General features: G+C 66.5%; 26 protein-coding genes and 1 pseudogene. 11 read left to right on the top strand and 16 right to left on the bottom strand.

Going from position 1 to position 25373, the window contains the following annotated elements; translation table 11 throughout:
• Nucleotides 1-33 precede the first annotated feature (33 nt).
• Nucleotides 34-624: an AsnC family transcriptional regulator gene (locus tag NDO75_RS15175; RefSeq protein WP_310907380.1), complete on the bottom strand. Its 591-nt coding sequence runs from the start codon at nt 622-624 to the stop codon at nt 34-36.
• A 126-nt stretch (nt 625-750) separates the two neighbouring features.
• On the opposite strand from NDO75_RS15175, the gene NDO75_RS15170 reads away from it, so the two are divergent.
• The gene (locus NDO75_RS15170) at nt 751-948 is read left to right on the top strand and encodes a heavy metal-associated domain-containing protein (RefSeq protein ID WP_310907378.1); all 198 of its coding nucleotides are present in this window, start codon (nt 751-753) and stop codon (nt 946-948) included.
• A 67-nt stretch (nt 949-1015) separates the two neighbouring features.
• Here the strand turns inward: NDO75_RS15170 and NDO75_RS15165 are convergent, their stop codons facing one another.
• The gene (locus NDO75_RS15165) at nt 1016-2404 is read right to left on the bottom strand and encodes a permease (protein ID WP_310907377.1); all 1389 of its coding nucleotides are present in this window, start codon (nt 2402-2404) and stop codon (nt 1016-1018) included.
• Nucleotides 2405-2811: 407 nt separating this feature from the next.
• On the opposite strand from NDO75_RS15165, the gene NDO75_RS15160 reads away from it, so the two are divergent.
• Together NDO75_RS15160 and NDO75_RS15155 are read left to right on the top strand one after the other, a co-directional pair.
• The gene (locus NDO75_RS15160; RefSeq protein ID WP_310907376.1) at nt 2812-3180 is read left to right on the top strand and encodes an SHOCT domain-containing protein; all 369 of its coding nucleotides are present in this window, start codon (nt 2812-2814) and stop codon (nt 3178-3180) included.
• A complete protein-coding gene (locus tag NDO75_RS15155) occupies nt 3177-3860 on the top strand; it encodes a hypothetical protein (RefSeq protein WP_310907375.1) in 684 nt (227 codons plus the stop codon). The genes NDO75_RS15160 and NDO75_RS15155 overlap by 4 nt, the downstream gene beginning before the upstream one ends.
• A 68-nt stretch (nt 3861-3928) precedes the next feature.
• Here NDO75_RS15155 and NDO75_RS15150 read toward each other — a convergent pair whose 3' ends face one another.
• A complete protein-coding gene (locus NDO75_RS15150) occupies nt 3929-4825 on the bottom strand; it encodes an ABC transporter permease subunit (RefSeq protein ID WP_310907374.1) in 897 nt (298 codons plus the stop codon).
• Nucleotides 4822-5787, bottom strand: a complete 966-nt coding sequence (locus NDO75_RS15145; RefSeq protein WP_310907372.1) for an ABC transporter ATP-binding protein — start codon at nt 5785-5787, stop codon at nt 4822-4824. Before NDO75_RS15145 ends, NDO75_RS15150 begins: the two co-directional genes overlap by 4 nt.
• Nucleotides 5788-5951: 164 nt before the next feature.
• On the opposite strand from NDO75_RS15145, the gene NDO75_RS15140 reads away from it, so the two are divergent.
• On the top strand, nt 5952-6584 hold the full coding sequence (locus tag NDO75_RS15140) for a helix-turn-helix domain-containing protein (protein ID WP_310907371.1): 633 nt from the start codon (nt 5952-5954) through the stop codon (nt 6582-6584).
• A gap of 129 nt (nt 6585-6713) precedes the next feature.
• On the opposite strand, the gene NDO75_RS15135 is transcribed toward NDO75_RS15140, so the two are convergent.
• The gene (locus NDO75_RS15135; RefSeq protein WP_310907542.1) at nt 6714-8729 is read right to left on the bottom strand and encodes a copper-translocating P-type ATPase; all 2016 of its coding nucleotides are present in this window, start codon (nt 8727-8729) and stop codon (nt 6714-6716) included.
• A gap of 391 nt (nt 8730-9120) precedes the next feature.
• Here NDO75_RS15135 and hisG point away from each other — a divergent pair, with 391 nt between their 5' ends.
• Nucleotides 9121-9978, top strand: coding sequence for an ATP phosphoribosyltransferase (gene hisG, locus NDO75_RS15130; protein WP_310907369.1), 858 nt, complete (start codon nt 9121-9123; stop codon nt 9976-9978).
• 4 nt (nt 9979-9982) lie between these two features.
• Here the strand turns inward: hisG and NDO75_RS15125 are convergent, their stop codons facing one another.
• Nucleotides 9983-10402 (bottom strand): hypothetical protein, encoded by a 420-nt coding sequence (locus NDO75_RS15125; RefSeq protein WP_310907368.1) that lies wholly within the window; start codon nt 10400-10402, stop codon nt 9983-9985.
• Between the two features lie 329 nt (nt 10403-10731).
• The gene (locus tag NDO75_RS15120) at nt 10732-11292 is read right to left on the bottom strand and encodes a TATA-box-binding protein (protein WP_006671604.1); all 561 of its coding nucleotides are present in this window, start codon (nt 11290-11292) and stop codon (nt 10732-10734) included.
• Nucleotides 11293-11712: 420 nt separating this feature from the next.
• Between NDO75_RS15120 and NDO75_RS15115 the strand changes: the two genes are divergently transcribed.
• A complete protein-coding gene (locus tag NDO75_RS15115; protein ID WP_310907361.1) occupies nt 11713-12786 on the top strand; it encodes a THUMP domain-containing protein in 1074 nt (357 codons plus the stop codon).
• A 40-nt stretch (nt 12787-12826) separates the two neighbouring features.
• Here the strand turns inward: NDO75_RS15115 and NDO75_RS15110 are convergent, their stop codons facing one another.
• On the bottom strand, nt 12827-13264 hold the full coding sequence (locus NDO75_RS15110; RefSeq protein WP_310907359.1) for an acyl-CoA thioesterase: 438 nt from the start codon (nt 13262-13264) through the stop codon (nt 12827-12829).
• Between the two features lie 98 nt (nt 13265-13362).
• Here NDO75_RS15110 and NDO75_RS15105 point away from each other — a divergent pair.
• Nucleotides 13363-13877, top strand: a pseudogene (locus tag NDO75_RS15105) (DUF21 domain-containing protein).
• Nucleotides 13878-13906: 29 nt separating this feature from the next.
• Here the strand turns inward: NDO75_RS15105 and NDO75_RS15100 are convergent.
• Nucleotides 13907-14914: an AAA family ATPase gene (locus tag NDO75_RS15100; protein WP_310907357.1), complete on the bottom strand. Its 1008-nt coding sequence runs from the start codon at nt 14912-14914 to the stop codon at nt 13907-13909.
• A 90-nt stretch (nt 14915-15004) separates the two neighbouring features.
• Nucleotides 15005-16150 carry a CARDB domain-containing protein gene (locus NDO75_RS15095; protein ID WP_310907356.1) on the bottom strand — a complete coding sequence of 382 codons (1146 nt, stop codon included), beginning with the start codon at nt 16148-16150 and terminating at the stop codon, nt 15005-15007.
• 360 nt (nt 16151-16510) lie between these two features.
• Here NDO75_RS15095 and rnz point away from each other — a divergent pair, with 360 nt between their 5' ends.
• On the top strand, nt 16511-17449 hold the full coding sequence (gene rnz / locus NDO75_RS15090) for a ribonuclease Z (protein WP_310907355.1): 939 nt from the start codon (nt 16511-16513) through the stop codon (nt 17447-17449).
• 66 nt (nt 17450-17515) lie between these two features.
• On the top strand, nt 17516-19492 hold the full coding sequence (locus NDO75_RS15085) for a DUF460 domain-containing protein (RefSeq protein ID WP_310907354.1): 1977 nt from the start codon (nt 17516-17518) through the stop codon (nt 19490-19492).
• Between the two features lie 9 nt (nt 19493-19501).
• Here the strand turns inward: NDO75_RS15085 and NDO75_RS15080 are convergent, their stop codons facing one another.
• Nucleotides 19502-19756 (bottom strand): hypothetical protein, encoded by a 255-nt coding sequence (locus tag NDO75_RS15080; RefSeq protein WP_310907352.1) that lies wholly within the window; start codon nt 19754-19756, stop codon nt 19502-19504.
• Nucleotides 19757-19818: 62 nt separating this feature from the next.
• Nucleotides 19819-19998 carry a hypothetical protein gene (locus NDO75_RS15075; RefSeq protein WP_310907350.1) on the bottom strand — a complete coding sequence of 60 codons (180 nt, stop codon included), beginning with the start codon at nt 19996-19998 and terminating at the stop codon, nt 19819-19821.
• Nucleotides 19999-20130: 132 nt separating this feature from the next.
• Here NDO75_RS15075 and eif1A point away from each other — a divergent pair, with 132 nt between their 5' ends.
• Nucleotides 20131-20421, top strand: a complete 291-nt coding sequence (gene eif1A / locus NDO75_RS15070; protein ID WP_254762504.1) for a translation initiation factor eIF-1A — start codon at nt 20131-20133, stop codon at nt 20419-20421.
• 452 nt (nt 20422-20873) lie between these two features.
• On the opposite strand, the gene NDO75_RS15065 is transcribed toward eif1A, so the two are convergent.
• From NDO75_RS15065 to NDO75_RS15055, 3 genes are all read right to left on the bottom strand, one after another.
• On the bottom strand, nt 20874-21986 hold the full coding sequence (locus tag NDO75_RS15065; RefSeq protein WP_310907348.1) for an alanine--glyoxylate aminotransferase family protein: 1113 nt from the start codon (nt 21984-21986) through the stop codon (nt 20874-20876).
• A 308-nt stretch (nt 21987-22294) separates the two neighbouring features.
• Nucleotides 22295-22768 carry a plastocyanin/azurin family copper-binding protein gene (locus NDO75_RS15060; protein WP_310907347.1) on the bottom strand — a complete coding sequence of 158 codons (474 nt, stop codon included), beginning with the start codon at nt 22766-22768 and terminating at the stop codon, nt 22295-22297.
• A gap of 124 nt (nt 22769-22892) precedes the next feature.
• Complete coding sequence (locus tag NDO75_RS15055; RefSeq protein WP_310907345.1) at nt 22893-24125, bottom strand: MFS transporter; 1233 nt, start codon at nt 24123-24125, stop codon at nt 22893-22895.
• Between the two features lie 140 nt (nt 24126-24265).
• Here NDO75_RS15055 and NDO75_RS15050 point away from each other — a divergent pair, with 140 nt between their 5' ends.
• Complete coding sequence (locus tag NDO75_RS15050; protein WP_310907343.1) at nt 24266-24925, top strand: DUF6517 family protein; 660 nt, start codon at nt 24266-24268, stop codon at nt 24923-24925.
• Between the two features lie 19 nt (nt 24926-24944).
• Here NDO75_RS15050 and NDO75_RS15045 read toward each other — a convergent pair whose 3' ends face one another.
• On the bottom strand, nt 24945-25283 hold the full coding sequence (locus NDO75_RS15045) for a DsrE family protein (RefSeq protein WP_310907341.1): 339 nt from the start codon (nt 25281-25283) through the stop codon (nt 24945-24947).
• Between the last annotated feature and the right edge of the window lie 90 nt (nt 25284-25373).

Raw genomic sequence — 25373 nt, 5'->3', positions numbered from 1 at the left:
AGTCGATCACATCGAATTGTTTGGAACCGAAAGTCAGACGCCCTCCTCGAGCCGATCGTATCGGCCTTCGAACCGGCTCGAGCAGGAGGGACAGCAGAAGTGGTACACCTCGCCGTCGATGCGAGTCGATTCGCCCTCGCTATCGACGGTGTTGCCACACTCCGCGCAGGTGAGGGCGAACGAGGTGCCGTCGAGCGACGGCGTCCACTCGGCGTCGTCGAGCAGCGTCACCGCGTAGTCGACGCCGTCGGCGTCGGGAAGGAGGCCGTCGAGCCACTGTCGGACCTGCTGCACCTGTGCACGCGCGTAGAACCAGAGTTCGCCGTCGGCGGTGACGAACACGTGTTCCACCGCGTCGGCGTCCGCGATCGCCGCTCTGCAGTCGTCGACGGCGCTCTGTGGAACGGTCGCCCGCACGAACACCGGAATTCCGGCTCGGAGCTGGGACTGGTCCACGTCGACGGTGAAGCTTTCGATGACGCCGGCCTCCTCGAGGCGGTCGACGCGGTCCGAGACGGCCGGCCCGGAGAGGCCGACTTGCTCGGCGATCTCGCTGTACGGTCGGCGGGCGTTCTCGCCCAGCAGCCGCAGGATCTCCATGTCGGTTTCGTCGAGGTCGCGCATAGCGGAGGTTCTCCCTCGAGTGCAAAGAGCGTAGCGGGTAGCACTTTCGATACCAAAGCGAATGTCACTTCGGGCCCCAGGATAGAAGGAGTAACCCACAAAGAGCACCAGTCCATACGGATAGCCATGAGTCAGACGATCACCGTCGAAGGAATGTCCTGCGAACACTGCGAACAGACCGTCGAGGAAGCGCTCGAGGACGTCGACGGCGTCGAGACGGTAGCCGTCGACCGCGACGCGGAACGGGCGACAGTCGAGGGCGACGCGGCGACCGGAGACCTCGTCGAAGCGGTCGACGAGGCCGGCTACGAGGCGTCAGCGTAACCGCGGTCGACTACCGTTTCGTGGCGCTTCGAAGCGAAGACGCGAGAGACCGCTAGTACCGCGGCCGTCAGTGGTGCTCGTGATCCTCGGTTTCGGAAACGCGCGGCGATGCCGACGCGAAGTCGGCGGGCGCCTCTTCGAACGTACGCTCGCACGCGGTCGAGCAGAAGTAGTAGGTATCACCGTCGTAGGTAGCGGACGGACCGTCGTCGTCGGTCCGCATACCACAGACCGGATCGCGGTACCGGCCGGGCGAACCCAGCCCGCGACGATACACGTACAGCAGAAAGCCCGAGAGCGCGAACGCGACGAGGTTCAGATAAAACGTGTAGTTCAGTTCGAAATACGTCTGCTCGGTCGCCGTCTCGCCGCCGGCCAGGTTCGGAACGATGCCGAGCGCGTCGAAGAGCAGTTCCATGAGGAAGCCGGTGAAGGCCATCGTCACGAAGAAGACGGTGAAGATGTATAGCATGACCTTCCAGCCGTAGTATTTCCGATAGACGTTCAACACCGGGATCGTAATGAGATCGGCGTAGACGAACGCGATGACGCCGGCGAAACTGATCCCACCGCCCCAGAGGGCGACCGCGAACGGGACGTTTCCCATGCTTCCGACGAAGCTGATAACGGCTATGGCGACGCCCATGATCGCGTTTTCGGCGGTCACGAGGATCCCATCGCCCTGGACGAACAGCGCGTTCCAGACCCGCTGCGGGACGAACACGATGACGAACCCCGAGACGAGAAATCCCGCGACGACGTCCTTCCAGATCATCGACCACTCCTTCCGGTACTGGTTCCCGATTTTGTACCACCCGCCCCACGACCGGAGTTCGTCGTGCCACGCACCGCCGCTCGCCGCCCGCTGGCGATAGGTCTCCAGACACCCCTCCGAACAGAACGTCAGCGTCTCGCCACCGTCGGTCACGACGGCGTGTTCGTCCGTTCCCTCCATGCCACAGGTCGGATCCGTCATCCCGCCGTGGTCGCGCCGCTCGAGTTCCGCGCGAACGTCGTCGAACAGCGCCTCCGGGAGCGTGACGCGGACGATGAGCGCCATCACTGCGATGAGAACGAGTCCGCCGAGGAGTTCCGCGACGAGGAACTCCCAGCCGAGCAGAATTAGGATCATCAGCCCGAGTTCGACGATGAGGTTCGTCGACGCGAACATGAACGCGAGGAAATTCACCGCGTGAGCGCCCTTCGCGAAGAGCCCCTTTCCGATGGCGACGGCGCCGAAACTACAGCCGCTGCTCGCCGCGCCGAACGCCGTCGCCTTCGCGAGGCTCGAGAGGGAACTCTCCCCGAGAATCCGCGCCATTCGCTCCTTGGAGACGTATACCTGCACGAGACTCGTGATGATCAGCCCCATGATGATCGCCCACGCCGCCGTCCAGAGGAACCCGAAGCCGATCCGGAGCGACTCGAGAACCCCCTCGATGAGTACTGCCGCCATACGTCGTACATCGGAGGGATCGGCTATTGCGATTATCCTTCGGAAGTACTGGATTTACAGCCGATAAAAGATAGTTTCGAAAGGTGTCAGGGCAGAGGAGCTAGGATTACAGCGTGAAGAGGGACGGTACCAGCATCGGATAGCGTAGCAGCGGTCCATCGATGCGGCGACCGCTCGGAACGGTCGACGAGTGGAGACGGTCCCGTCAGGGTCGGCCTCGCGGGAACTGACCACGACTGAAGCGCGGCTTCGGCGATTCAACGCGCGGTCTCGGTCGCCGAACCGCGCGAAGCTGTGATCGTCGAAGGAGATCCGCGCACAGACATTGGATTCGAAGGGAAAATCGCATTGAATACGGAGACCGTTTCTCTAAACGGAGACGGACGACCCGTCGCCGGTGACCACTCATGACAACAGATACACGCGACTCACGACTCGTCACGGCCGTCCTCGTCGCCATCGGTGCCCTCATCGTACTCCCGATAGTGTTCATGGGGTTCGGAATGATGGGTTTCGGCTCGATGATGGGCGGCACGTGGGGCCACGGGATGTGGGGAGGCGGACCCGGAACCGGTTGGATGGCCGTCGTGGCCATCGTAATGCAGTTAGCGTTCCTCGTCGCGATCGTCGGCGGCGGCTACCTCCTCTACCGCGCGGTCAGCGGATCGGGCGGCGACGACCGGGCGCTCGAGGAACTCCGCGTCGCGTACGCCCGCGGCGAACTGAGCGAGGAAGAGTACGAGAAGCGGCGGGACGCGCTCGAGCGGGACCGATGACGGCTCGTCGGTCCACCGCATCTCGAGCGACGGCCGGAGAGCCCGCATCGGGTCCCACATCCGATCGGCCCGCGTTACCGGGGTGGCTCGAACGGTACGCGACCTACGGGCTCTACGGGCTCGGTATCGGGACGGTACTCTGTCTGGCGGCGCTGTTCACGAACCCGGTTCCCGATCCGTCGTTCCCGTGGGCGACGCTCCCGCCGTCGCTCCGGCTCCCGGTCCGACAGCCGCGGATCGAGCACTGGCCGGTGACGTACACGATCGGTATCTGGCTCTGGGTCGCCGGCTTCCCGGCGCTGTTTCTCGCGGGCTACCGCCGATGGGGCTCGAGCGATCGGCGCAGTGCCGCCCTGTGGCTCGCCGGGCTGCCGTCGCTCGCGATGCTCGGCTGGACGACCTACTGTCGGTTCCTCTGGCCGAAACTGCAGCCGCCGACGTGGAACGCCCCCTCCTACACGCTCGTCTGCTGGCTGTACTGTTCCTCGTACGATCCCGTCTGGAGCAACGCCGCCTACGCCGTCGCGGCGCTGGGCGTCGGCGCGACGCTGCTCGCGATCCGCCGCGACCGGCTGCAGTCAGCGACCGCGCTTCTCGGCGCGTTCGGCGTTCTGGCGTTCCCCCTCGGTCTACCGGCGGGATACGCGGCGCTCCGACGGGCGGCGCGACGGACCGACTGACACGGATCCGCGAGACGGCGGGACCGGCCGGCCGGTCACCCTTCGAAGCGAACGACGCCGGATCGTCGTCATCCGAGATCCGCGTTCTCGAACCGCCAGTATCCGACCGCGATCGGAACGAGGCCCCACGCGAGCAACACGACGGCAGCGGCCCACTCCTCGAGGTAGAACGGGACCTCGCCCGCGAGGCGGGTCGCGAGTTCGAGCCGCTCGGGCGAGGCGGTCATCGGGACGTCTTCGAGCGGGAGTTCGGGAACCGCGTCCACTCGCCGATCGAGGACGGCACCGGCGAGGACGCGGTACGCCTCGAGCGGGTTGAGGCGCTTCATGAGGACGTACCAGCGCTCGACCCGAAGCCCCGGCAGCGAGCCGGTCGCCGCGTAGTAGAGGCCGACGACTACCGGTTTCCAGAAGAACACCATGGCCACGAACGAACCGATGGTGAGCGTCCGCGCTCGGCCGCGCGTCGACGCCGCGGCCGAACCGCCGACGGCGAGGCCCGTGAAGCTCAGTCCGAGCAGGACGCCGGTCCCAACGAATCCGACGACGGTCGTCGCATCGGGGACGCCGTACAGCGCCACGACGAGGACGCTGGCGACGGCGAATCCGACGAGCAGTGCCGTCCCGGTGACCAGCAGCCGGCCGACGAGCTTGCCAGCGACCAGGTCGCCCCTCGAGAACGGATAGCTCAGTAACACTCGCAGGCTTCCGGACCGGCGCTCGCCGACGACGGCCATGTAGCCGGCGGCCAGCGCGATGCCCGGTACGAACAGCTGCGCGAGCATCGCCACGCCCGCCAGTGCCGTCGCGGCGTCGACGGTCACGGACGGCGGAAAGAGCTGTTCGGCGGACAGCAGCGCCATCACTAGGAAGGCGACGAAGACGGCGATGAGCCCCCACAGGAGCCGCGAACGCGCGGCGTCCTCGAAGTCCTTCCGGGCGATGTCCGTCCAGGAGACCGTCACGGAACCACCTCCTCGACGGTAGCGGGTTCGTCCGCCTCCGCCTCGAGACCCTCGGCGTCGGTCGTGTACGCCGCGAAGACGTCCTCGAGGGACGCTTCCTCGGAATCGACGTCGAGGACGTCGATACCGGCGTTCGTCAGTCGAGTCACGACCCGTGCTTTCGCACGCGGATCCGAACAGGCGACCCGGAGGACGCCGTCAGCCGACCACACCGAGTCGACACCCTCGACAGCGGCGAGACCGGCGAGGTCGGGGTCGACGTCACCGGACACGCGCAGGCGCAGTTCGGAGCCGGCCCCCACGGTCTTCCGCAGCCCGTCGACGGTGTCGACGGCGACCAACCGGCCACCGGACAGGATGCCGACGCGATCACAGACCGCCTCGACCTGACCGAGGACGTGACTCGAGAAGAACACCGTCGTCCCGTTTCGGGCTTCCTCGCGGACGAGTTCGCGCATCCGGCGAATGCCGTGTGGATCGAGCCCGGAAGAGGGCTCGTCGAGGATGAGCAGGTCGGGCTCGCCGACCAGTGCCATCCCCAGCGCGAGCCGCTGTTGCATACCCTTCGAGTAGTCGCCGACCGAACGGGTCCCGTCGTGTTCATCCAGTCCGACTCGGTCAAGCACTGCCGCGGGGTCGTCGTCGGCGTCTGCCCAGTCGATCGCGAACTCGAGGTGCCGGCGACCGGTCAGGCGGTCGTAGAGGGCGATCCCCTCGGGGAGGACGCCGATGCGGTCGCGGAGCGCCGCCGACTCCTCGTGGACGTCCATCCCGAGGACCGACGCAGTTCCCTCGGTCGGCCGGACGTAGTCGAGCAGCATGTCGATCGTGGTCGACTTCCCGGCGCCGTTCGGCCCGAGGAAGCCGAACACTTCGCCGTCCTCGACGGACAGGTCGAGGCCGTCGACGGCCGCGACGTCACCGTAGCGTTTGGTCAGGTTGTCGGTCTGTATCGCCGTCATCGTAGGCACCGGTACTGGCGCGGAACGCAAGGCCCGTGCTCCGAGTATACTGGGACGGTTTATGTGCCGCGTACGCGATCGGGTGGCGGCTCGGTGCTCCGGAGCACCAGTTCACCAAGTGACCGATGAACAACACTTTGTCGGATGCCGTCCACTCTCTGACCATGCGAGAAGCCCGCGTCACGCTCAGCGACCCGGCGTTCGATCGGATGGGCATCGCGGAGTTCGTCGCGCTCGCTCGCAGCGCCGGGATACGGGGATTCGAGGAACTCGCGTGTCACGGAACCGGTGCCGTCGTGCAGCTCGCGGTCGAGACACGTCTCGACGAGGACCGGCTCGCCGCGCTCGAGTACGTCGACTGGTGGGAGCGGATCGGCGACTCGGCGGCGGAGTATCGGTACGTGGTCGCGTTTACCGCACCGGGTCTCCCGGCGGGGCTCGCCGAACGATCGGACGACCTGATCGGGACCTGTGAACCGGACGTGACCGACCGGGGTGCTACTCTCTCGTTGGTCGGCTCACAGGAGACGATCGCCGAAGCGATCGACGGATACGAAACAGCTGGCGTGTCGCTCGACCTGCGAAAACTCGGCGCGTACGACGGTCGCGACGACCCGCTGGACGAACTCACGGACCGGCAACGCGAGGCGGTCCGGACCGCCTACGAGCTGGGGTACTACGACGTGCCGCGTTCGGCGACGACCGACGATATTGCGGCCGAACTCGACGTCGATCCGTCGACGGTCGCCGAACACCTTCAGCGTGCCGAGCGGAACCTGCTGGCCCAGCACCTGTAACTCGAGCGCGGCGGGCGCCGTCGGGACATCGAGCGACTACGACTATCGGCGTGGCTCCCGATTCGAGGGGATCGGTTAGATAGGCACAGGGAACCGTGTCTGAGCGATCGATACGGTACTGTCGCTGATTCAGTCAGCCGACCGCGGCTCTCCCGGTGCGGAGACGCCCGGCAGGCTCGGCACGGAAAGATCGACGCGCCGGAGGAGCTGCGCGTTGATCGCGACGATCACCGTGCTGAGCGACATGAGCAGCGCGCCGACCGCCGGCGAGAGGAGAACGCCGATCGGTGCGAGAATCCCGGCCGCCAGCGGGAGCGCGAAAACGTTGTAGCCCGCGGCCCAGACGAGGTTCTGTTGCATCTTCCGGTAGCTCGCGCGGCTCAATTTCACGAGCCGAACCACGTCCATCGGGTTGTTCTGGACCAGAATGATGTCCGCTGACTGGACGGCGACATCCGTCCCGCTCCCGATCGCGATCCCGATGTCGGCTCTGGTGAGCGCCGGCGCGTCGTTGACCCCGTCACCGACCATCGCGACGGCCTTCCCCTGTTCCTGTAACTCGGTGACTTTGGCGTCCTTGTCCTCGGGCAACACCTCGGCGAAGACCGTGTCGATCCCGAGATCGGCCGCGACCGCGCGAGCGACGTCCTCGGAGTCGCCGGTTAGCATCGCTACCTCGAGTCCTAACTCGTGAAGCGCGTCGACGACTCGGTAGCTCTCCTCGCGAATGACGTCCGCGAGCGCGAACGCGGCGACAGGCTCGCCCTCGCGAACCAGATACACCACAGTCTGTGCGTTCTCGCCGGCCCGCTCCGCGAACCGCTCGAGTTTCGCCGGAACGCCGCCCTCGAGTTCCGCGAGCAGGTTCGGCCCGCCGACGTGAATTCGCTCGCCATTTACTGTCGCGCGCACCCCTCGGCCTTTCAGCGCCTCGAAATCGGTCGGAGTCCCCCTCGAGACGTCGCGTTCGTCTGCTTTCTCGCGGATCGCCCGGGCGATCATGTGCTCGGAGTCACCCTCGACGGTCGCGGCGAGCGCGAGGGCCTCGTCCTCGGAGACACCGTCGACGGTCGCGATATCGACGACGCCCTGTTCGCCCTCGGTGAGCGTTCCGGTCTTGTCGAAGACGACGGTGTCGAGGGTCCGGGCCTCCTCCATCGCGATCCGGTCGCGGACGAGCATCCCGTTGCGCGCTGCCAGCGAGGTGTTGATCGCGACGACCAGCGGGATCGCCAGCCCGAGGGCGTGCGGACAGGCGATGACGAGGACGGTGACCACGCGCTCGATCACCGCGGAGTCGAAGCCCGTCGCGATCGTCCACGCGATCGCCGTGACGACGGCCGCGCCGAGGGCGACGTAGAACAGCCAGCCCGCGGCGCGATCGGCCAGGGCCTGCGTTTTCGACTCGCTCGACTGCGCTTCCTCGACCAGCCGCATGATACCGGCCAGCGTCGTCTCTTCGCCCGTCGCGCTGATTCGCACTCGAAGGCTGCCGTCGCCGTTGACCGTCCCGCCGATCACCTCGTCGCCCGGCTCCTTCGAGACCGCGGTCGATTCGCCGGTGATCATCGACTCGTTCACGTCCGAGTCGCCCTCCTCGACGACGCCGTCGGCCGGCACGCTCGCGCCGGGCCGGACGAGCACGAGGTCCCCCTCCTCGAGTTCGGTCGCCGGAACCTCCTCGGTCTCTCCGCTCTCGGTGATCCGCTCGGCGGTGTCGGGCATCAGTTTCGCCAGTTCGTCCAGCGCGCTCGAGGCCCGCCGGACGGAGCGCATCTCGATCCAGTGGCCCAGCAGCATGATGTCGATCAGCGTGACGAGTTCCCAGAAGAAGGCGGCCTCCGTGGGGACGACGAGGCTCGCGAGGCTGTAGACGAAGGCGACCGTGATCGCCATCGAGATGAGCGTCATCATCCCCGGCGCACGATCCCGGAGTTCGGGGGCAGCCATCCGGAGGAAGGGGACCCCGCCGTAGGCGAAGACGATCACCGCGAAGACGGGAGTGAGCCACTCGCTGCCGGGGAAGGCGGGGACCGAGAAGCCGAGCCACCCCTGCAACGTCTCGCTGTACAGCAGGACGGGGATCGAGAGCAGCGTCGAGACGAAGAATCGCCGCCGGAACATCGTCTCGTGGCCCTCGTGCATTCCGCCGCCGTGGTCGCCGTGATCGTGACCGCCACCGCCGTGCATCCCTCCTTCGCCGTGACCGCTGTCGCGATCACTGCCGTACTCGTGTCCGACGTGGTCCCCGTGCTCCTGTCGCTCGCGAATCTCCGCTCGTCCCCGGTCGGCGTCGTCGGCCTCGTCTTCGAGCAGCGACTCCTCGACCCGGTCCGACCGCTTGCCGCCGTCGCGGTCGATGTCCGTCGAGTCTTCGCCGGCCTCGGACCGGCGGTTTTGGTCGTGGTCGTCCATTGCGGCCGAATTCGCGCTCGAGAATCAAGGAGATACAGGCCGGCGACTGCCGGAACGGGCCGGGACGGACACTCGTCCGGATGAAAAGACAATTCCCCGCTGCAGCCCAAGAACGGGGCATATGCGAATCGCCGTTCCCAACAAGGGCCGCCTGCACGAGCCGACGATCGACCTCCTAGAGCGGGCGGGGCTCCACCTCGAGAACGGTGCCGACCGGAAGCTCTACGCAGATACCGTCGATTCCGACGTGACCGTGCTGTTCGCCCGCGCGGCCGACATCCCGGAGTACGTCGCCGACGGGGCGGCCGACCTCGGCATCACCGGCTTCGATCAGGTGTGCGAGGCCCGCGTCGACAACGTCTCGGAACTGCTCGACCTCGAGTTCGGGCGCTGTCGACTGGTCCTGGCCGCGCCCGAGGACGGCGACATCGAGTCCGTCGACGATCTGGCGGGCAAGGTCGTCGCCACGGAGTTCCCGAACATCACCGAGGACTTCTTCGCCGATACCGGCGTCGAGCCCGACATCGTCGAGGTGACGGGCGCGACGGAGCTCACCCCGCACGTCGAGATGGCCGACGCCATCGTCGACATCACGAGCACCGGCACGACGCTCAAGATGAACCGGCTGGCTGTCGTCGACGAGGTGCTCGAGAGCTCCGTCCGGCTGTTCGGCCGCGACGACGTGCTCGAGGAGCCGAAAGTCGGCGAGGTCCGGACTGCGCTGTCCTCCGTCAAGCACGCCGAGGGCAAGCGCTACCTGATGATGAACGTCCCGCGAGAGCGGCTCGCGGACGTCCGCGACGTCATTCCCGGCCTCGGCGGGCCGACGATCATGGACATCGCTGACGAGGACGACGACGCGAAGGTCGCGGTCCACGCCGTCGTCGACGAGGGAGACGTCTTCGAGACGATCACCGAGGTGAAAAAGGCCGGCGCGAGCGATATTTTAGTGACCGAGATCGAGCGACTCGTCGAGTAGCCGGCTACTCGAGCCGAGCCGTAATCGGGCGCTCGAGCGATTCGAACTCGAGTTCGGGTTCGAACGCGGCGAGGTTCGCCGCCGGACCGACGAGACTCCGCACTCGGTCGTAGCTCACGATGTCGTGGTCTGCGAGCAGCGGCAGGTGGGTCCGGCAGAGAGAAACGTGGATCCGCTGGCGCAACTGATGGATCGTCGTCTCGAGGGTCGCATCGTGTTCGGCGTCGGCGAGGCGGCCGACCAGCGTCCGTACCGCGACCGGACCGTCCGCGGCGAGGACACACCGGAGCACCTCGCGCCGGCGGTCGCTGTCCAGCACGCGGGAGACCGTCTCCTGAGGGAGTGACCGACGACCGAGCGCGTCGTCGCGTCCGGGAAGCAGCGGCGCCGAAACGGCCGTCGTTCGGTCTGGGTGGATCGTCATGGGAACGTGAGAGTCGGCGACGCGAGGCCGAATAAACGGGGTCAGTCGTTTCGACGAATCAGTGCCGATTCAGCCGGCTCGGACGCGCTGTGGCGTGATTGAACGGTCGATAAGTCGGACCAAACGACGCGAAACCACGGTTCGACGATCGGTAAGAATCGATTGACGGTCGGTAAACTACTCGTGTACGACAGCTGGTCGAATCGACCGCGACCCGGAGAGTTCGGAGCGTGAAAACGACCGAGTCGCGACTGCGAGCGGATCGAACGCCGCGGAGAGCGAACTGGTGGCGTCGACGGTCGCTCGAGCGGCGAAGAAGGCGGACGGCGTTACTCGAGCAGGCCCAGATCCTCGAGCCGGGAGACGATCTTGTCGACGGCGTGCTCGGCGTCTTCGGGCTTCTTGCCGCCGGTGATGACGAGCTTGCCGGAGCCGAACAGGAGCGCGACGACCTCGGGTTCGTCGAGCCGGTAGACCAGCCCGGGGAACTGCTCGGGCTCGTACTCGATGTTCTCTAAGCCCAGCCCGATAGCGATCGCGTTCAGGTTGAGGTTGCGACCGAGGTCGGCCGAGGTGACGATGTTCTGGACGACGATCTCGGGGTCCTCGTTGACCTGAATCTGGAGCTCGCGGAGCTTGTCGAAGACGATGCGCAGGCTCTCGTGGACGTCGTCAGTGCTTTTCGCGCCGGTGCAGACGATCTTCCCCGACCGGAAGATCAATGCGGCGGACTTGGGATTCTGGGTTCGGTAGACGAGACCGGGGAACTGCTCGGGGTCGTAGTCGGCCCCTTCGAGGTCCATCGCGACACTCTGGAGGTCGAGTTCCTGCCCGATACCGGTCGACGCCACCACGTTTTCGATGTTGATGGTGTCCTTCGGATCCGTCATTAGTCGCTTAAAAGGACGTATTTAAGGTTTATAAAGGTTGGTACCGCCACCTGATATATCCGGTTTATACGGCTGGGGCCGAGCCGCGAACGGTGCCGGTATCCGACTGCCTGCATGTGCAACGGTGGGGTCTCGTTCCAGGACCAACGACCGATTGCGGTGGCGCGCGCTGAGCGCCAGTGAGCGACCAGCGAACTGGCGGTCGAAAGCGTGCGAGGGATGAACGAGGGAACGGCGTGAGCGAGTGAATCGGCTGGGGAGGACGTGGACATTCCCTGTTGCCACGATAGCAGGACGCTCGTTTTCGACACCACTCGTCCTCACATTCGCAATAGAGGGGGTGATGCGACTAGCTAGTCGTCCAGCAGTCGATCCCCGAAAAACGGCAGCCTCATACTCGAGGGCCGGTCACCATCGACCGTGTACCTGCTCGAGTTGGGCGGCGAGGACGACGCCTTCGCGGCCCGCGAAGCCGAAAGCGCCGCCAGCGGCGTCGAACGCATCGCCCCCGGCCTCGCCGTCGCGAGCGCCGTCAGCTCCGAGCGCGTCCGCGGGCTCGCCTACACCCACCGCGCCAGCGACCTGCTGGGCCGGGGCGACGCCGACCTCTCGAGCGCCCGAGCCGTCCTCGAGGCTGTCGGGATCGACCGAGAGGGGACGGTCGCGGTGCGCGCGACGGACGTCCACGGCTCGAGCGGCGTGAGTACCGAGCGGGCCGAGCGAGAACTCGGCCAGCTGCTGGTCGATCGGGGCTTCTCGGTGGACCTCGAGGAGCCAGATCACGTCCTGCGGGTCGTCTTCTCGGAGGGGCCGCTCGAGGACGGTGGGGGAGACGTACTCGAACCCGACGACGAGAGCGACGAACCGACGGGCGCGCGGGTCTCCGTCTGCGCGCTCGGCTGGCTCGCTGCCGAGAGCGTCCGCGATTTCGGGAGCCGCGCCCCGACGGACAAACCGTTCTTCCAGCCCGGCAGCATGGACCCGCTGCTGGCCCGCGCCGTCGCGAACGTCGCCGGCTCGCGGCCGGGCGCGACGATCCTGGACCCGATGTGTGGCACCGGCGGCGTCCTCGTCGAGGCCGGTCTCGTCGGGGCGGACGTGATCGGCACCGACGCGCAGGCGAAGATGGCCACCGGTGCCCAGACCAACCTGCGGCACTTCCTCGAGCGCGACGAACTCTCGCCGACCGGCGTCGAGCGCGGCGCGTGGCACGTCGGTCGCGGCGACGCGACCAGGCTACCGCTGTCGGACGACGCGGTCGACGGCGTAGTCTTCGACGCACCATACGGCCGCCAGTCGAAGATCGACACGCATCGGCTCGAGGACCTCGTTTCGGGTGCGCTCGAGGAGGCCCACCGGGTCGCGCCGCGGGCGGTCGTCGTCGCCGATCGCTCGTGGGCGAGCGAGGCGCGTGCGGCCGGCTGGGAGCTCGAGTCGGTCTTCGAGCGCCGGGTGCACCGGTCGCTGACGCGGTACGTGCTGGTACTCGAGTGACCGGCGATCCCCGTGATTTCCGTGAATCGAGGCGGACGGATCAGCGATCGGTCTCGAGCACGCGGTTCTGTAGACGGATTTCTTCGTCGGTCTCGATTGACAGGTCGGGAACGGGGACTTTCTCGCCGTTCGCATCGATCGCGACGAACGTGAACGTCGACTCGGTCGTCTTCTCGGTCTCACCGGATCGGGGCTCTTCGCGCCAGGCGCGCAGCGCGACGTGGACGCTCGTCCGGCCGGCGTCGTAGACGTACGCCTCGATCAGCGCCGTGTCGCCGATTCCGATCGGCCGCTCGAAGTCGAGTTCGTTCACGCGTGCAGTGACACAGCCCTCGCCAGCGAAGCGCATCGCGGACATCGAACCCACCTCGTCGAGCCACTTCATCAGGTTGCCGCCGTGGAGGGTGTCGTTGTTGTTCGCGTGGTGTGGCTGAACGCGGAATCGGTTCTTGATACGGGTCTCGAGAAGCGTGGGCATACCCACCGTTCGTCCAGCGGTCGGATAACGGTCCGTGAGGAACACATATTAACCGGTGAATCGCACGACTTCTTGAACGTGGTCTCCAAACCGGAGGCATGGCCGATTTCACGCTGGCGTGGGCCGGGCTCGGTGCGACCGTCGTCTTGCTGTGCTGTAGCGCGTTCTTCTCGAGCGCGGAGACGGCGATCTTCACGCTCCCGATGGAGTGGATCGACGAGCGCGCAGCCACCGACGACCCGCGAGCGAGCACGCTCAAAGCGCTACGAGACGACCCGCATCGGCTGCTGGTGACGGTACTCGTCGGCAACAACGTCGTCAACGTCGCGCTCTCGAGCATCGTGACCCTCGTTTTCGTCACCTACCTGCCCGCGGGCGTGGCCGTGACCGCGGCGACGGTCGTCGTCAGCGTCGTCGTGCTGATCTTCGGCGAGATCGTCCCCAAGTCCTACGGACTGGGCAACGCCGAGCGATGGGGGTCGCGGTCGCACGGCCGATCTCGCTCGTCGAGCGCGCGCTGTCGCCGCTGGTGAGCGTCTTCGATATCGTGACGGAGTGGCTCACCGATCGGATCGGCGGTAACAACGATCTCGAGCAGCCCTACGTCGACTGAGCGAAGCGAGGCGAGCAGTCACGCGGTGGTCAGGCGTCCCGACCGAGCTCCGCCAGTAAATGAGAGACGTGGATCCGATCGCTCGTCCCCTCGTGCATCTCGAAGTCGATGTCTGCGGCGAGCCGGTGAAGTCGGGCGAGCCGTTCGCCCTGATAGCGCTTGCGCCCGATTCGGAGGATTTCATCGAGCACTTCGCCGCCGTCTAACCCCTCGTCGACGAGCAGTTCGTCCAGCGTCGACCGGGCGTCGGTAAAGTCGCCGGCTTCGGCGTCGTCTAACATCGACTCGATTTCGTCGTCCAGACCGACCTCGCCGAGCGTCTCGTAGGCCGCGCTCATCGTCAGTTCGCCCGCGTCCTCGACGGTCGTCTGCGCCGCGAGGATGGCCTGCCGGAGGTTGCCGTTGGCGTAGCCGGCGACGAACTCGAGGCCGTCGTCGTCGTCGTACGCTACCCCTTCTTCCGCGACGATGCGCTCGAGCACGGTGACGATCTCCTCGCTCGAGGGCGACCGGAAGGAGACGGGGAAACACCGCGAGCGGATCGGCGGGATGAGCTTGGTCGGCTGACGGGTGGCGACGATGAACTGCGTCGTCCGGTGGTGTTGCTCCATGATCCGGCGCAGTGCCTGCTGGAAGTCCTCGCGGACGTCCTCCGCATTATCGAGGAGGATCGTCGTGTAGCCGCCCGAGACGGGTGCGTAGCTCGCCGACTCCTTGAGCACGTGGTTGATCATGTCGCGTTTCGACATCGACGAGCGGCCCACGAGGAAGTGCTCGAACCGCGGGTCGTTCTTGATCTCGGTCTTGGTCCGGGCGAAGAAGTCCGCGACGTTGATCTCGACGAAGTCGTTGTCCGGATCCTCGTGTGCTTCACGAGCGAGCGCGCGCGCCGCGGCCGTCTTCCCGCTTCCGGGCGGGCCCTGCAGGAGGAGGTTGATCGGCTCCTCGACCGCCCGCTCTAAGTACTCGCGAGCGTCGTCCTGTGGCAACTCGGCCAGCTCGGGGGCGTGGGTTTCGGTCCACAGCGGCGCGTCCATCGCCGGCAGGTAGGGACGGAGCGGGTAAGAATCGGTCGATTGTTCGGCGGTCGCAATGCGTCGAACGGGTGCGCCCCGGTTGTCGGATCGCTACCCGCCGCTCGAGTCGTTCCCGTTGCCCGCGTCGGCGCTCGCGTTCGTATCGCTGCCGGACTCGTCGCCGGCCACTTCCGCCAGCGTGAACGTCGTTCGGACGGGGCTGCCCTCGAACGTTATCGGCGACGCCGCGTCCGCGTTGCCGGGGTTGCCGGCGTAGAGCGTCGCCGTCAGCTCCTCCTCGTCGCTGATAGAGACGTCGTCGGGCAGGTCGACGGTGACGTTCTCGTGTTCCCCGGGCGCGAGTTCGTTGCTCGTCCCGGCGATCGTTCCGTTGCGCTCGACGGCGACGAACCCGCGTTCGGGGATCGCCGCGGAGACGGTCACGCTCCCGTTGTCGGCGTCGGCGACCGCGACGCTCGGCTCGGTGTGGAACGTCAGATCGATCCGCGTGACCGCACCGCCGTCCTCGGTGTAGACGCCAATCGTTCGATCGCCCGGTGGCGCGCCCCGCGTCTCCGTCTCGAGGGTCACGTTCCGGGCCTCGCCACCCTCGAGTTCCAGTACCTGCCGCTCGTAGACGACCCCGTCGATGCGGACCTCGACGGGCTGTTCGGCCTGGTACTCCGTCGGGTTGCGGATCCGGGCGTTCACTTCGATCGTCTCGTTGGTCGTCGCCTCCGCGGGCGCGTCGACCGACTCGACGAGGAACGAATCGCCGCGGGCGTTCTCGTCGGTCGACGTCACGGTCGCGGTCGCGCCGACCGGGAACCCGTCCTCGAGATAGGGTTGATCTTCCTCGCCGTTCGTCTCCGCGTAGGCGTAGCCCTCCTCGTCGGACGTGTCCTGATGGACCGTCGCCGTCAGCTGGCCGACGAGTTCGCGCGTCGCGTCGTCCTCGCGCTCGACGGTGACGTTCTCGTGGGTACCCGCCTCGAGGTGCTCAGAGACGGCGAGGGGCTCGTCTCCGCCGTCGGTGATGACGACGTAGCCGCCGTCGGAGAGGGTCACCTCCCGAATCGTGACGGCGGAGCCGTTGCCCTGCTGGTCTTCGAACGTGATCGAGGCCTGCGGCTCCTCCTCGACGCCGAAGATGGCAGGGGCCTGCCCGACGACGATACCGGCGGCGATGACGATCGCGATCGCGATCAGAATCGCACCGGCCCGTTTGATCGTGCCGAACGTCAGTCTCGAGCTCATTGGGGTGTCGTCGTCTCCGGGTTCGGACTCGACGGACGTAAAACGCGCAGTCCGTTCGCAGGATACCGAATTGGTTCACGACGCTTCGCTCGAATAGTCACCAGTTACTACTGTTCGTGAACCCAGTCCGTCGGTCGAACCTGACGGACAGGAGTCCGGACCGAACGAGCCGCTGACCGGTATGCGGCTCTAGACAAAGTAGTTGGTTCTCGTTACCACGACTATGACAGCGCGAGTCGCGACGCCTTGGGAAGGAGAAAACACGTTGAACGTTCGGCCGCGACCCTCGCGGGAATCAGGGGCAGATTCGACTCGAGCGATCCGAAGCCGGTTTAGTCGCGGCCCGCCGAAGGTCGACCGATGCCACTGCGCGTGACGTTTCTAGGGACGGCCGGCGCGATTCCGACGACGGGGCGGAACCCGAGCAGCGTCTTCGTCGCCCGCGAGGGCGAGGAGCTACTGTTCGACGCCGGCGAGGGGACCCAGCGCCAGATGATGCGCTTTGGCACCGGATTTTCCGTCTCGCAGTTGTTCGTCACGCACCTCCACGGCGACCACGTCCTCGGGATTCCGGGGCTGCTCCAGACGATGGATTTCAACGATCGCGAGGCGCCGCTGGCGATCCATACGCCACACGGGACGCGCCAGCAGCTCAAATCGCTGGTCAACGCCCTCGGGAACCGCCCCACGTTTCCGGTGCGGATCAACGAGGTCGGCGGCGGCGACGTCGCCTATCGCGCCGACGAGTACGAGGTCCGAGCGTTCGACACCGACCACGACACCCGATCGGTCGGCTACGCGCTCGTCGAGGACGACCGCAAGGGCCGGTTCGATCGCGAGCGCGCCGAGGAGCTGGGCGTGCCCGTGGGACCGAAGTTCTCCAGACTCCACGAGGGCGAGTCCGTCGAACTCGAGGACGGCACCGTCGTCGAGCCCGACCAAGTGGTGGGCGACCCCCGCCCCGGCCGGTCGATCGTCTACACGGGCGACACCCGCCCCGCGGAGGCGACGATCGAGGTCGCCGACGAACCGGACCTGCTGATCCACGACGCCACGTTCGCCGACGACCGGGCCGACCGGGCGACCGACACCGCCCACTCGACCGCGCGACAGGCCGGCGAGATCGCGAATCGAGCCGGCGCGCAGCGCCTCGCGCTGATGCACCTCTCCTCGCGCTACGCCGGGCGCACCGAGGACCACCTCGCACAGGCTCGCGAGGGCTTCGCCGGCGACGAAGAGAACGTGTTCGTTCCCGAGGACGGACAGTCGCTCGAGATCTCGTATCCCGCTGGAGACTGAGCGCGCCGGCTGGCCGACCTGCGAACCCGCGCCGGATTTATAGCCGACTCGTTCCTATACCCTCCCGTGAGTACGCGAACGAGTGCGCTCGACGCGGTCGTCTTCGGTGTCGATATCCAGAGCGGTGACGTGCGCGGTGACGCGCCGTCGTACGCGCTGGCCGTCTACGACGGCGACGACGTCACGCGGGACGTCGTCTCCCACCGGAAACTCAGACGACTGATCGACGACGAGGAGCCGGCGATCGTCGCGACCGACAACATGTACGAGCTGGCCGCCGACAAGGACCAGCTCATCCACTTCCTCGGGTCGCTACCGTCGGGTACCCGCCTCGTCCAGGTGACGGGTGCCGAACAGCCCGAGCCGCTCTCTCGCGTCGCGAAACGCCACGGGATCCCCTACGGGAAGGACCCGATGCAGGAAGCCGAGGCCGCCGCCCGGCTGGCCGCCCACAACGTCGGTCACGAAGTATCGGCCTTCACCGACACGACCGAGGTCAAGGTCTCGAGAGGGCGCTCGACCGGCAGCGGCGGCTGGAGCGAGGACCGCTACACCCGCCGCATCCACGGCTCGGTCAGGAAACGGGCCCGCGAGGTCGAGTCCGAGCTCGAGGACGAGAACCTCGAGTACGAGAAGAACGTTCGCGAGTCCTACGGCGGCTACGCCAACGCCGTGTTCACCGTCCACGGAAAGCCCAGCGAGATCCCCGTCTCCCGCAATCGCTCGGGCGACGTCCGCGTCGAAATCGAGCGCGAGCGCCGCGACGGCATCGAGTTCAAGCCGCTCGTCAAACGGCGCGACCACGTGATCGTCGGGATCGATCCCGGGACGACGACCGCCGTCGCCATCGTCGGCCTCGAGGGCGAGGTGCTGGACGTCTGGAGCTCCCGGACCAGCGACACCGCGGAGGTGATCGAGTGGATCGTCGAACGCGGCCGGCCGATCGTCGTCGCGGCCGACGTGACGCCGATGCCCGAGACCGTCGAGAAGTTCCGCCGGAGCTTCGATGCCGCGGGCTGGACGCCCCGGAGCGATCTTCCGATCGACGAGAAGCAGCACCGCACGCGCGATCACCCCTACGACGACGACCACCAGCGCGACGCGATGGCCGCCGCGCTGTACGCCATCGACGCCCACGAAGACCAGTTCGAGCGGATCGCCGACAAACTTCCGCCGGGGCTCGACCGCGGCGAAGTCACCGCCCGCGTCGTCGCTGGCGAGGAAAGCGTCGAAGCCGTCCTGCGGGATCTGAGCGACGACGACGACGGCGGCGAGGAGGAATCGACCGAACACGAACCGCGCGAGCTCACGGCGGAGGAAAAACGGATCAAGGACCTGGAGCGACAGGTCGAACGCCTCCAGTCCCACGTCGAACGCCTCGAGGGCCGCGTCGAGGACCGCGACGAGCGGATCGACGAACTCGAGACGGAACTCAGCAACGCCCGCCGGGAGGAGCGCAGGGAGGTGCGCAAAGACCGCGAAGTGAGCCGACTCGAGCGAAAGGCGAACCGGCTCGAGCGCGAGCGCGACGACGCCCGCGAGGAAGTCGAGACACTCGAGAAAAAGGTCGAGCGCATGAAGGCCCTCTGGAAGCTCGACCACTCGAACTTCAGCGACGTCTCGGCGAAGAAGGAGGGGCTGGTCCCGGTCAAGATCGTCGAGAAGTTCACCAAGGGCGCGATCCGCGAGGCCGACGAGCAGTACGGCATCGCAGCCGGCGACGTGGTCTACGTCCGGGACGCCAGCGGCGCGGGCCGGTCGACGGCCGAGCTGCTCGCGGAGTTCGAGCCCCGCGTGATCCTCAAAGAGGGCGGCCTCTCGGAAATCGCCGACGAGATCCTCTTCGACGCCGAGATTCCGGTTGGCCCCGCCGACGACGTGGCCATGCAGGAGGTCGACGAACTCGCCGTCGCCCGAGAAGACGACGTCGAGGCCGTCATCGACGACTGGCACGAGCGCGCCAAAGACAGGAAACGGGACCGTAAAGCGGCGATGGTCGACCAGTTGATCAGCGAACACCGGGCCGGCGATAACGAAGTCTGACGGTCGGTCTCAGTCGGCCGACTCCATCGGCGACAGCGCCTGCGGCACCTCCTCGAGTGCGACCTCTTCGGTCAGGTCTTCGGTATCGTCGACGGGGCCGTTGACGAACAGCGCGTGAGCGATGAACGCGATCGAGACGATGCCGAGACCCACGATCGCGGCCGGGTACGGGACGGGCGTCGCGTAACCGACGACTGCTCCGGTCCCGAGGCTGGCGGCGATCGCGACCAATACGAGGTCGTAGTACTGGAGCGTATAACCCATACCAGAGAGAGGAGATACAGGGGCAAAACGCTTGAGGCGCAGGTGCTGACTCCTCGAGTCGATCAGAACATTCCGAAGTTCCGGAGCATCCCGGAGATGAGCGATCGGACGACCAATCCGAGGCCGGCGACGATGAGCGCCATCCCGAGGGCGATCAACAGATTCTGAGAGGCGATGAGAGCGATACCGCCGAGGAGGAGCAGGATACCGACGATCCCGAGCGCGCCGAGATTTCGTAGCATACGCAGGGCTCCAGAGGCGAGCGAAATAAACGGCGTGGTTTCGCTGCCTGCAATCGCGTCATTCGCCGACAGCGGCGACGCACGTGGCGGGATCGATAAAACGTTAAACCGCTCGACCGCGAACCGGCGGCCATGAGCGACGACGGCGACGGCGGTCGGAAGAACCTCCGGATGCCCGAGGACGACGAGGTCTTCGCGACCGTCACCAACATGCTCGGGGCGAATCGGGTGAAAGTACGCTGTGCTGACGGGACAGAACGCACTGCACGCATCCCCGGCAAGATGCAGAAACGCATCTGGATCCGGGAGGACGACGTCGTCCTCGTCGAGCCCTGGGACTGGCAGGACGAGAAGGCCGACATCACCTGGCGCTACGAGAAGAGCGAGGCCGACCAGCTCCGGCGCGAAGGCCACATCCAATAAAACGACTTTTTACGCTGCGTGCGGTCGCTTAGCGACCGCACTCGGCAAAACTCAACTGAAAGCACTCCTCCCTCCCCCTCCAGTCACCGCGTTCGTTCCGGGTCGGTCGTCGGCCCGCGAGCGCCGTTGGCGCTCGCGGTGAACGGCATCGCTCACGGGTCACTGCGTTCCCGTTCGCATCTGCGCGGTTCGGAACGAGCGAAGCGAGTGAGAACCGTGCACCGCTCGGGTTCTTCGAACCGCTCGCCGCGAGTTCGGTGATGGATGTCTCGACTGGAACGTGGCTACCGTCGCACTAGAGTACCTCAGTATCATCCAAGGGCCTGCCCTTCCCCGGATCGCACGCCTCTCGTATCACTCGAGACGTACTCACGGCCACCGGCTGTCTATTCGACCGTCCGTTCTCGAGACAGAAGACAGACTCAGCGGACGATGTATCCGCGAGCGCCGACCTACAGCCCGGCGACGTCTTCGATGGCGTCGGTCAGAGTCTTGATCGACTCGAGGTCGTGTTCGCCCATGTGGCCGATGCGGAACGTTTTCTCGCCGAGTTGCGAGCCGTAGCCGTTCGAGAAGACCATGTCGTACTCCTCGGAGACTGTGTCGATCGTCTCGGCGACGTCGATCCCCTGCGTGTTCTCGATGCAGGCCACCGTCTGGGACTCGTAGCCCTCCTCGGGGAACATCGCGAAGTGGTCGCGGGCCCACTCGCGCGTGTACTCGGCCATCTCGCGGTGGCGCTCGTCCCGACCGTCGTGGCCCTCTTCGAGCATGTGCTTCATTTGCTTCCGATACGCGAGCATGACGGGAATGGCGGGCGTCGAGTGGGTCTGGCCCTTCCGATCGTAGTAGTCGAGCGAGCGCTGGAAGCCGCCGTACCACGAGGCCGAGTCCTTGGCCACCTCGCGCTCGTAGGCGTCGTCGCTGACGACGCAGACGGCGAGTCCCGGCGGCATCGCGAACGCCTTCTGCGTGGAGGCGAAGATGACGTCGATGTTGTGCTCGTCGATATCGACGTAGTCCCCGCCGAGCGCGGAGACGGCGTCGACGACGAAGTACGTGTCCAGGTACTCGGCGACGACGTCGCCGATCTCCTCGATGGGGTTGCGGACGCCGGTCGAACTCTCGTTCATCACGGACGCGACGACGTCGTAGTCGGTGTCGCCGTCCTCGAGCGCCTCGCGGACGTCCTCGGGTTTGATCGCCTCACCCCACTCGTACTCGAGTCGGTCGACGTTCTTGCCGAGGCGTTCGGCGACATTGGCGTGTCGCTCGCTGAAGCTGCCACAGGTCGGCACGAGGATGTTCTCGTCCACGAGGTTGAGCGTCGAGGCCTCCCAGAACTCCGTGCCCGAGGCCGTGAGGATGATGACCTCGTTGTCGGTGCCGAGGAACTCCTTGGTGTCCTCGACGATCGTCGTATAGAGGTCGGTCATTCGGTCCATCCGGTGGCCGAACATCGGCTCGCACATCGCTTCGATCACGTCGTCGCGAACCTCGGTCGGGCCCGGAATGTACAGCGTTTTGTCGGGATAGTCGTCTTTATATTCGCGTTTTTCCGTCACGGAAATCACCTGAGTACGGCGTACTGTGTCGTGCGGCGGTATGGTACTTTTGATGCCGCACCGGGGCCGAGACGGCCATCCGATGGGAGCCGCCTCGACGGTCGAACCGGCGGTCCGACCGCGTGACGCGGCAGGTCGCCGCGTTTCCGTGACGAACGGTGCAACCGCTACGGAGGGAGCGAAAAACGAAAGGGAGCGATAACAAATTCCGTTTCGCCGCAACGGTCCGTCACGGATGTGGGCGTCGTACGGACGCTTTCAGCGTCTACCGCAGACCGCGAAAGAGAGGGAAAGCGGAAGCGTGTTCGTTACTTGAGCTCGATGGAGCCTTCCATGCTCGGGTGAGGCTCGCAGCGGTACGTGGTGATATCGCTGCTGGCGGTGAACTCGAGGATCTGGCCGTCGCCCGGCTCCGAGACGGGGTCGCCCGACGTGAGTTCGTTGACGACGTCGCCGCTGTCGTTTCGGAGTTCGATGTTGTGGGCAGCGCCGTCGCCTTCCGTCCAGCCGATCGTGTAGGTCTCGCCCTCGGTGAGGACGAGCGTCGGGTTCTTTTCGCCCTCGATCGAGGACGGCTTGAGACCTTCCCAGTGGCTGGTCTGGCCGCTGAATCGAATGTCCGTCCCGGCTTCGATCTCGACGCCACCGCTGTCGTCGCCGTTGCCGTTGCCGTTTCCGTTACCGTTCCCACCGCTGCTGCAACCGGCGACGAGCGCCGTCGACGCGGCCGCACCCGTGAGCTTCAGTGCCGTTCGCCGTGAAACTGCCTTGTCTCGTGCCATCACCGGAGGTTGGGCCTGTGAACATAAAAATTGATACCTTCTCACCCCACAATGTTATGTTAATCCATACCACAAAGTAAGATGTTCACGTTCAGTGGCTGCTCGATACACGGTCGTGCTCGAGTCACGCGTCGCCGCGATCGCTCGTTCGGAACCGGTCGGCCCGCGCTATCGAGAGCCGGAGAAACACCGGGACGGTGACGACGGCGATGGCGACCTCGAGGCCGCCGACGACGAGAAACGCCGCGTCGTAGCCGTAGTCACTGGCGACGGTACCGCCGAGGAGAAAGCCGCCGAGGAAGCCGAGGCTGCCGGCGAGGTTGAAGCCGGCCATCGCGACGCCTCGTTCGCTTTCGTCGGCGAGGTCGGTCACGAGGGCCATCGTCGCGGGGGCGACCAGTGCGCCGAGGACGCCGACGGCGATCATCGCGGCCGCGGCGGTCGAGACCGACGGCGCGGCCCCGACGGCGAGAATGCCGATGCCGTAACAGACCGAGCCGACGACGATCGGGATTTTCCGGCCGATCCGGTCCGACAGGGCGCCCATCGGGTACTGCAGGAGGGCAAACGGCGCGAAAAAGCACGCCAGCATGAGCCCGGTCGCCCCGGCGTCGAGGTCGAACGCCGACTGGAAGTAGAGGGTTCCCACCAGCGCGAAGAAGCCGGCCGTGAGCCGGTCGACGAAGCCGAAGGCGTAGGGGATCGACAGCGTCGGTCGGCGGCGAACACCCTCGAGCAGCGCTCGAGCCGTCCGGCGCTGGTCGGGCGTACGATCGTCGACGAGCGAGACGAGCGCGCCGACGCAGACGAGCAGGCCGGCCGCGACGGCCAGCGGCGCGACGGGAGCGAGTTCCGTCAGTTGGCCGCCGACGGGCGCGCCCAGCGCGGCACCGAGCCCGATGGCGATGCCGGCCGCGCCCATGTTCCGCCCGTGGCCGCCCTCGAGGTCCATCAGCATGGTCATCGTCAGCGAGAACGCGCCGATCGTCGTCGCGCCCTGGAAGACCCGCAGGAGGAGGACGCCTTCGAAGGGGATCGAGCCGACGGCGGGGACGGCGGCGAGGGCGGCGTAGCCGAGGGCACCGGCCAGCGCGCCGGCGACGATGAACGGACGGCGGCGACCGGTCGCGTCGCTCGCGAGCCCCCAGATGCCGACGAACGCGACGTAGGCGGCGAACTCGGCGACCAGAAACCACATGCTCGCGTCCAGAGCCGTCGCCGCGAACGCCGAGGTCGCCGCGTCGGCCCCGAGCGTCTCGACGAGCGTCGCGACGCCAGGGTAGAGCAGCACCTGCGAGAACAACACCGCGAAGACGAGGCCGGCGAGCACGGCGCGGTCGCGGTCACTCGAGTGCACGCCCCCCTCTTGGCGCTCGGCTACTATGAAATCGTTCGTCTCGACCGACGACCGGTCGTCGGCCGCTCCGACTCGAGACTACGCCGGCCGACACGGCCGAAACCGATGCGTTTTCGTTCTCGCTCTACCAGTAGTCGTCGATGACAGTCTCGCGCCGGCAGCTCCTCGCGGCTGGAGCGGCCGCCGGAACGGCGCTCACCGCCGGCTGTACCGGGTTTCTCAGCGACACGCTCTCGTCAACGCGGGCGACCGTCTCACAGGCGGCGTTGGACGAAACCGGCTACGACGAACACACCGTCGAGACGGTCGTTATCGAGCGGACCGTCGGTCGGTTCGGGATCGAACGCACGATCGAAGTCGAAAACTGGTACGCCGAGTACGACCGGGCGGTGTCGCTCGACGCGCTCGGCCTCTCGCGCGTTCAGGGGGCGGTCGTCGCCGTCTTGACCACGCCGCAGATCTCGTTTCTGGGGAAGACGTTCAATCCCGTCGGCGAGTACTCGACGGACGAACTCGTCGCACTGATTCAGGACCGCTACGACCAGCTCGAGAACGTCCGCTCCGTCGGCGAGTCCTCGATCTCGATCCTGGGAACCGAAACGACGCTCGCCCGGTACGAGGCGAACGCCCGGCTGACGTCCGCCGGGACCTCTCTCGACGTCTACCTGCAGCTCAGCGAGCCCGTCGCTCACGGCGAGGACTTCGTGATCTGCGTCGCGGTCTACCCGCAGGTGGTCGGCCTCGAGACCGAGTCGGAGTCGGTTCGGACGATGCTCTCGTCGCTCGAGCACGGAGACTAGGTATCGGACGCGCCCGCAGCTACGGGCGGATGTAGGCGTAGCCCTCGCTCTGCAGCCGCGTCAGTTCGCCGCCGCCGGAGGGAACGGTCTCGACGCCGTCGACGAGGTCCGACTCAGCGAGGTCCTTCAGGTCGAGCGTGTTGCTGCAGGCCTTGACGTCGATCCCCGTCTCGAGCAGCGACTCGACCGTGTCGCTGCCGTCCCCGCCTGCCGTCAGCGGCTCGATGCCGTCGGCCTGCGCGACGACGGCGACGTCGTCGACTTCGACGGAGTCGTCCTGCGTGAGATTCTCGGCGATCGTCAGCGCGGTCTGTTGCTGGGCCGGGTCGTCGGCGATGAGGTGGAAAACTGTCTGCACGCCCGTCTAGCCGAGTCGTCCGAGCAAAGGAGTTGAGCCTGCAAGCGAAGCGCTCGGCGGTCGGACGACCGACCGCATACTGTGTGGTAT

Source organism: Natrinema sp. 1APR25-10V2, assembly GCF_031626495.1.
Taxonomy (GTDB): Archaea; Halobacteriota; Halobacteria; order Halobacteriales; family Natrialbaceae; genus Natrinema.
Note: the sequence above shows the minus strand (reverse complement) of the source record. Positions and strands in the feature narration are given on the sequence as shown.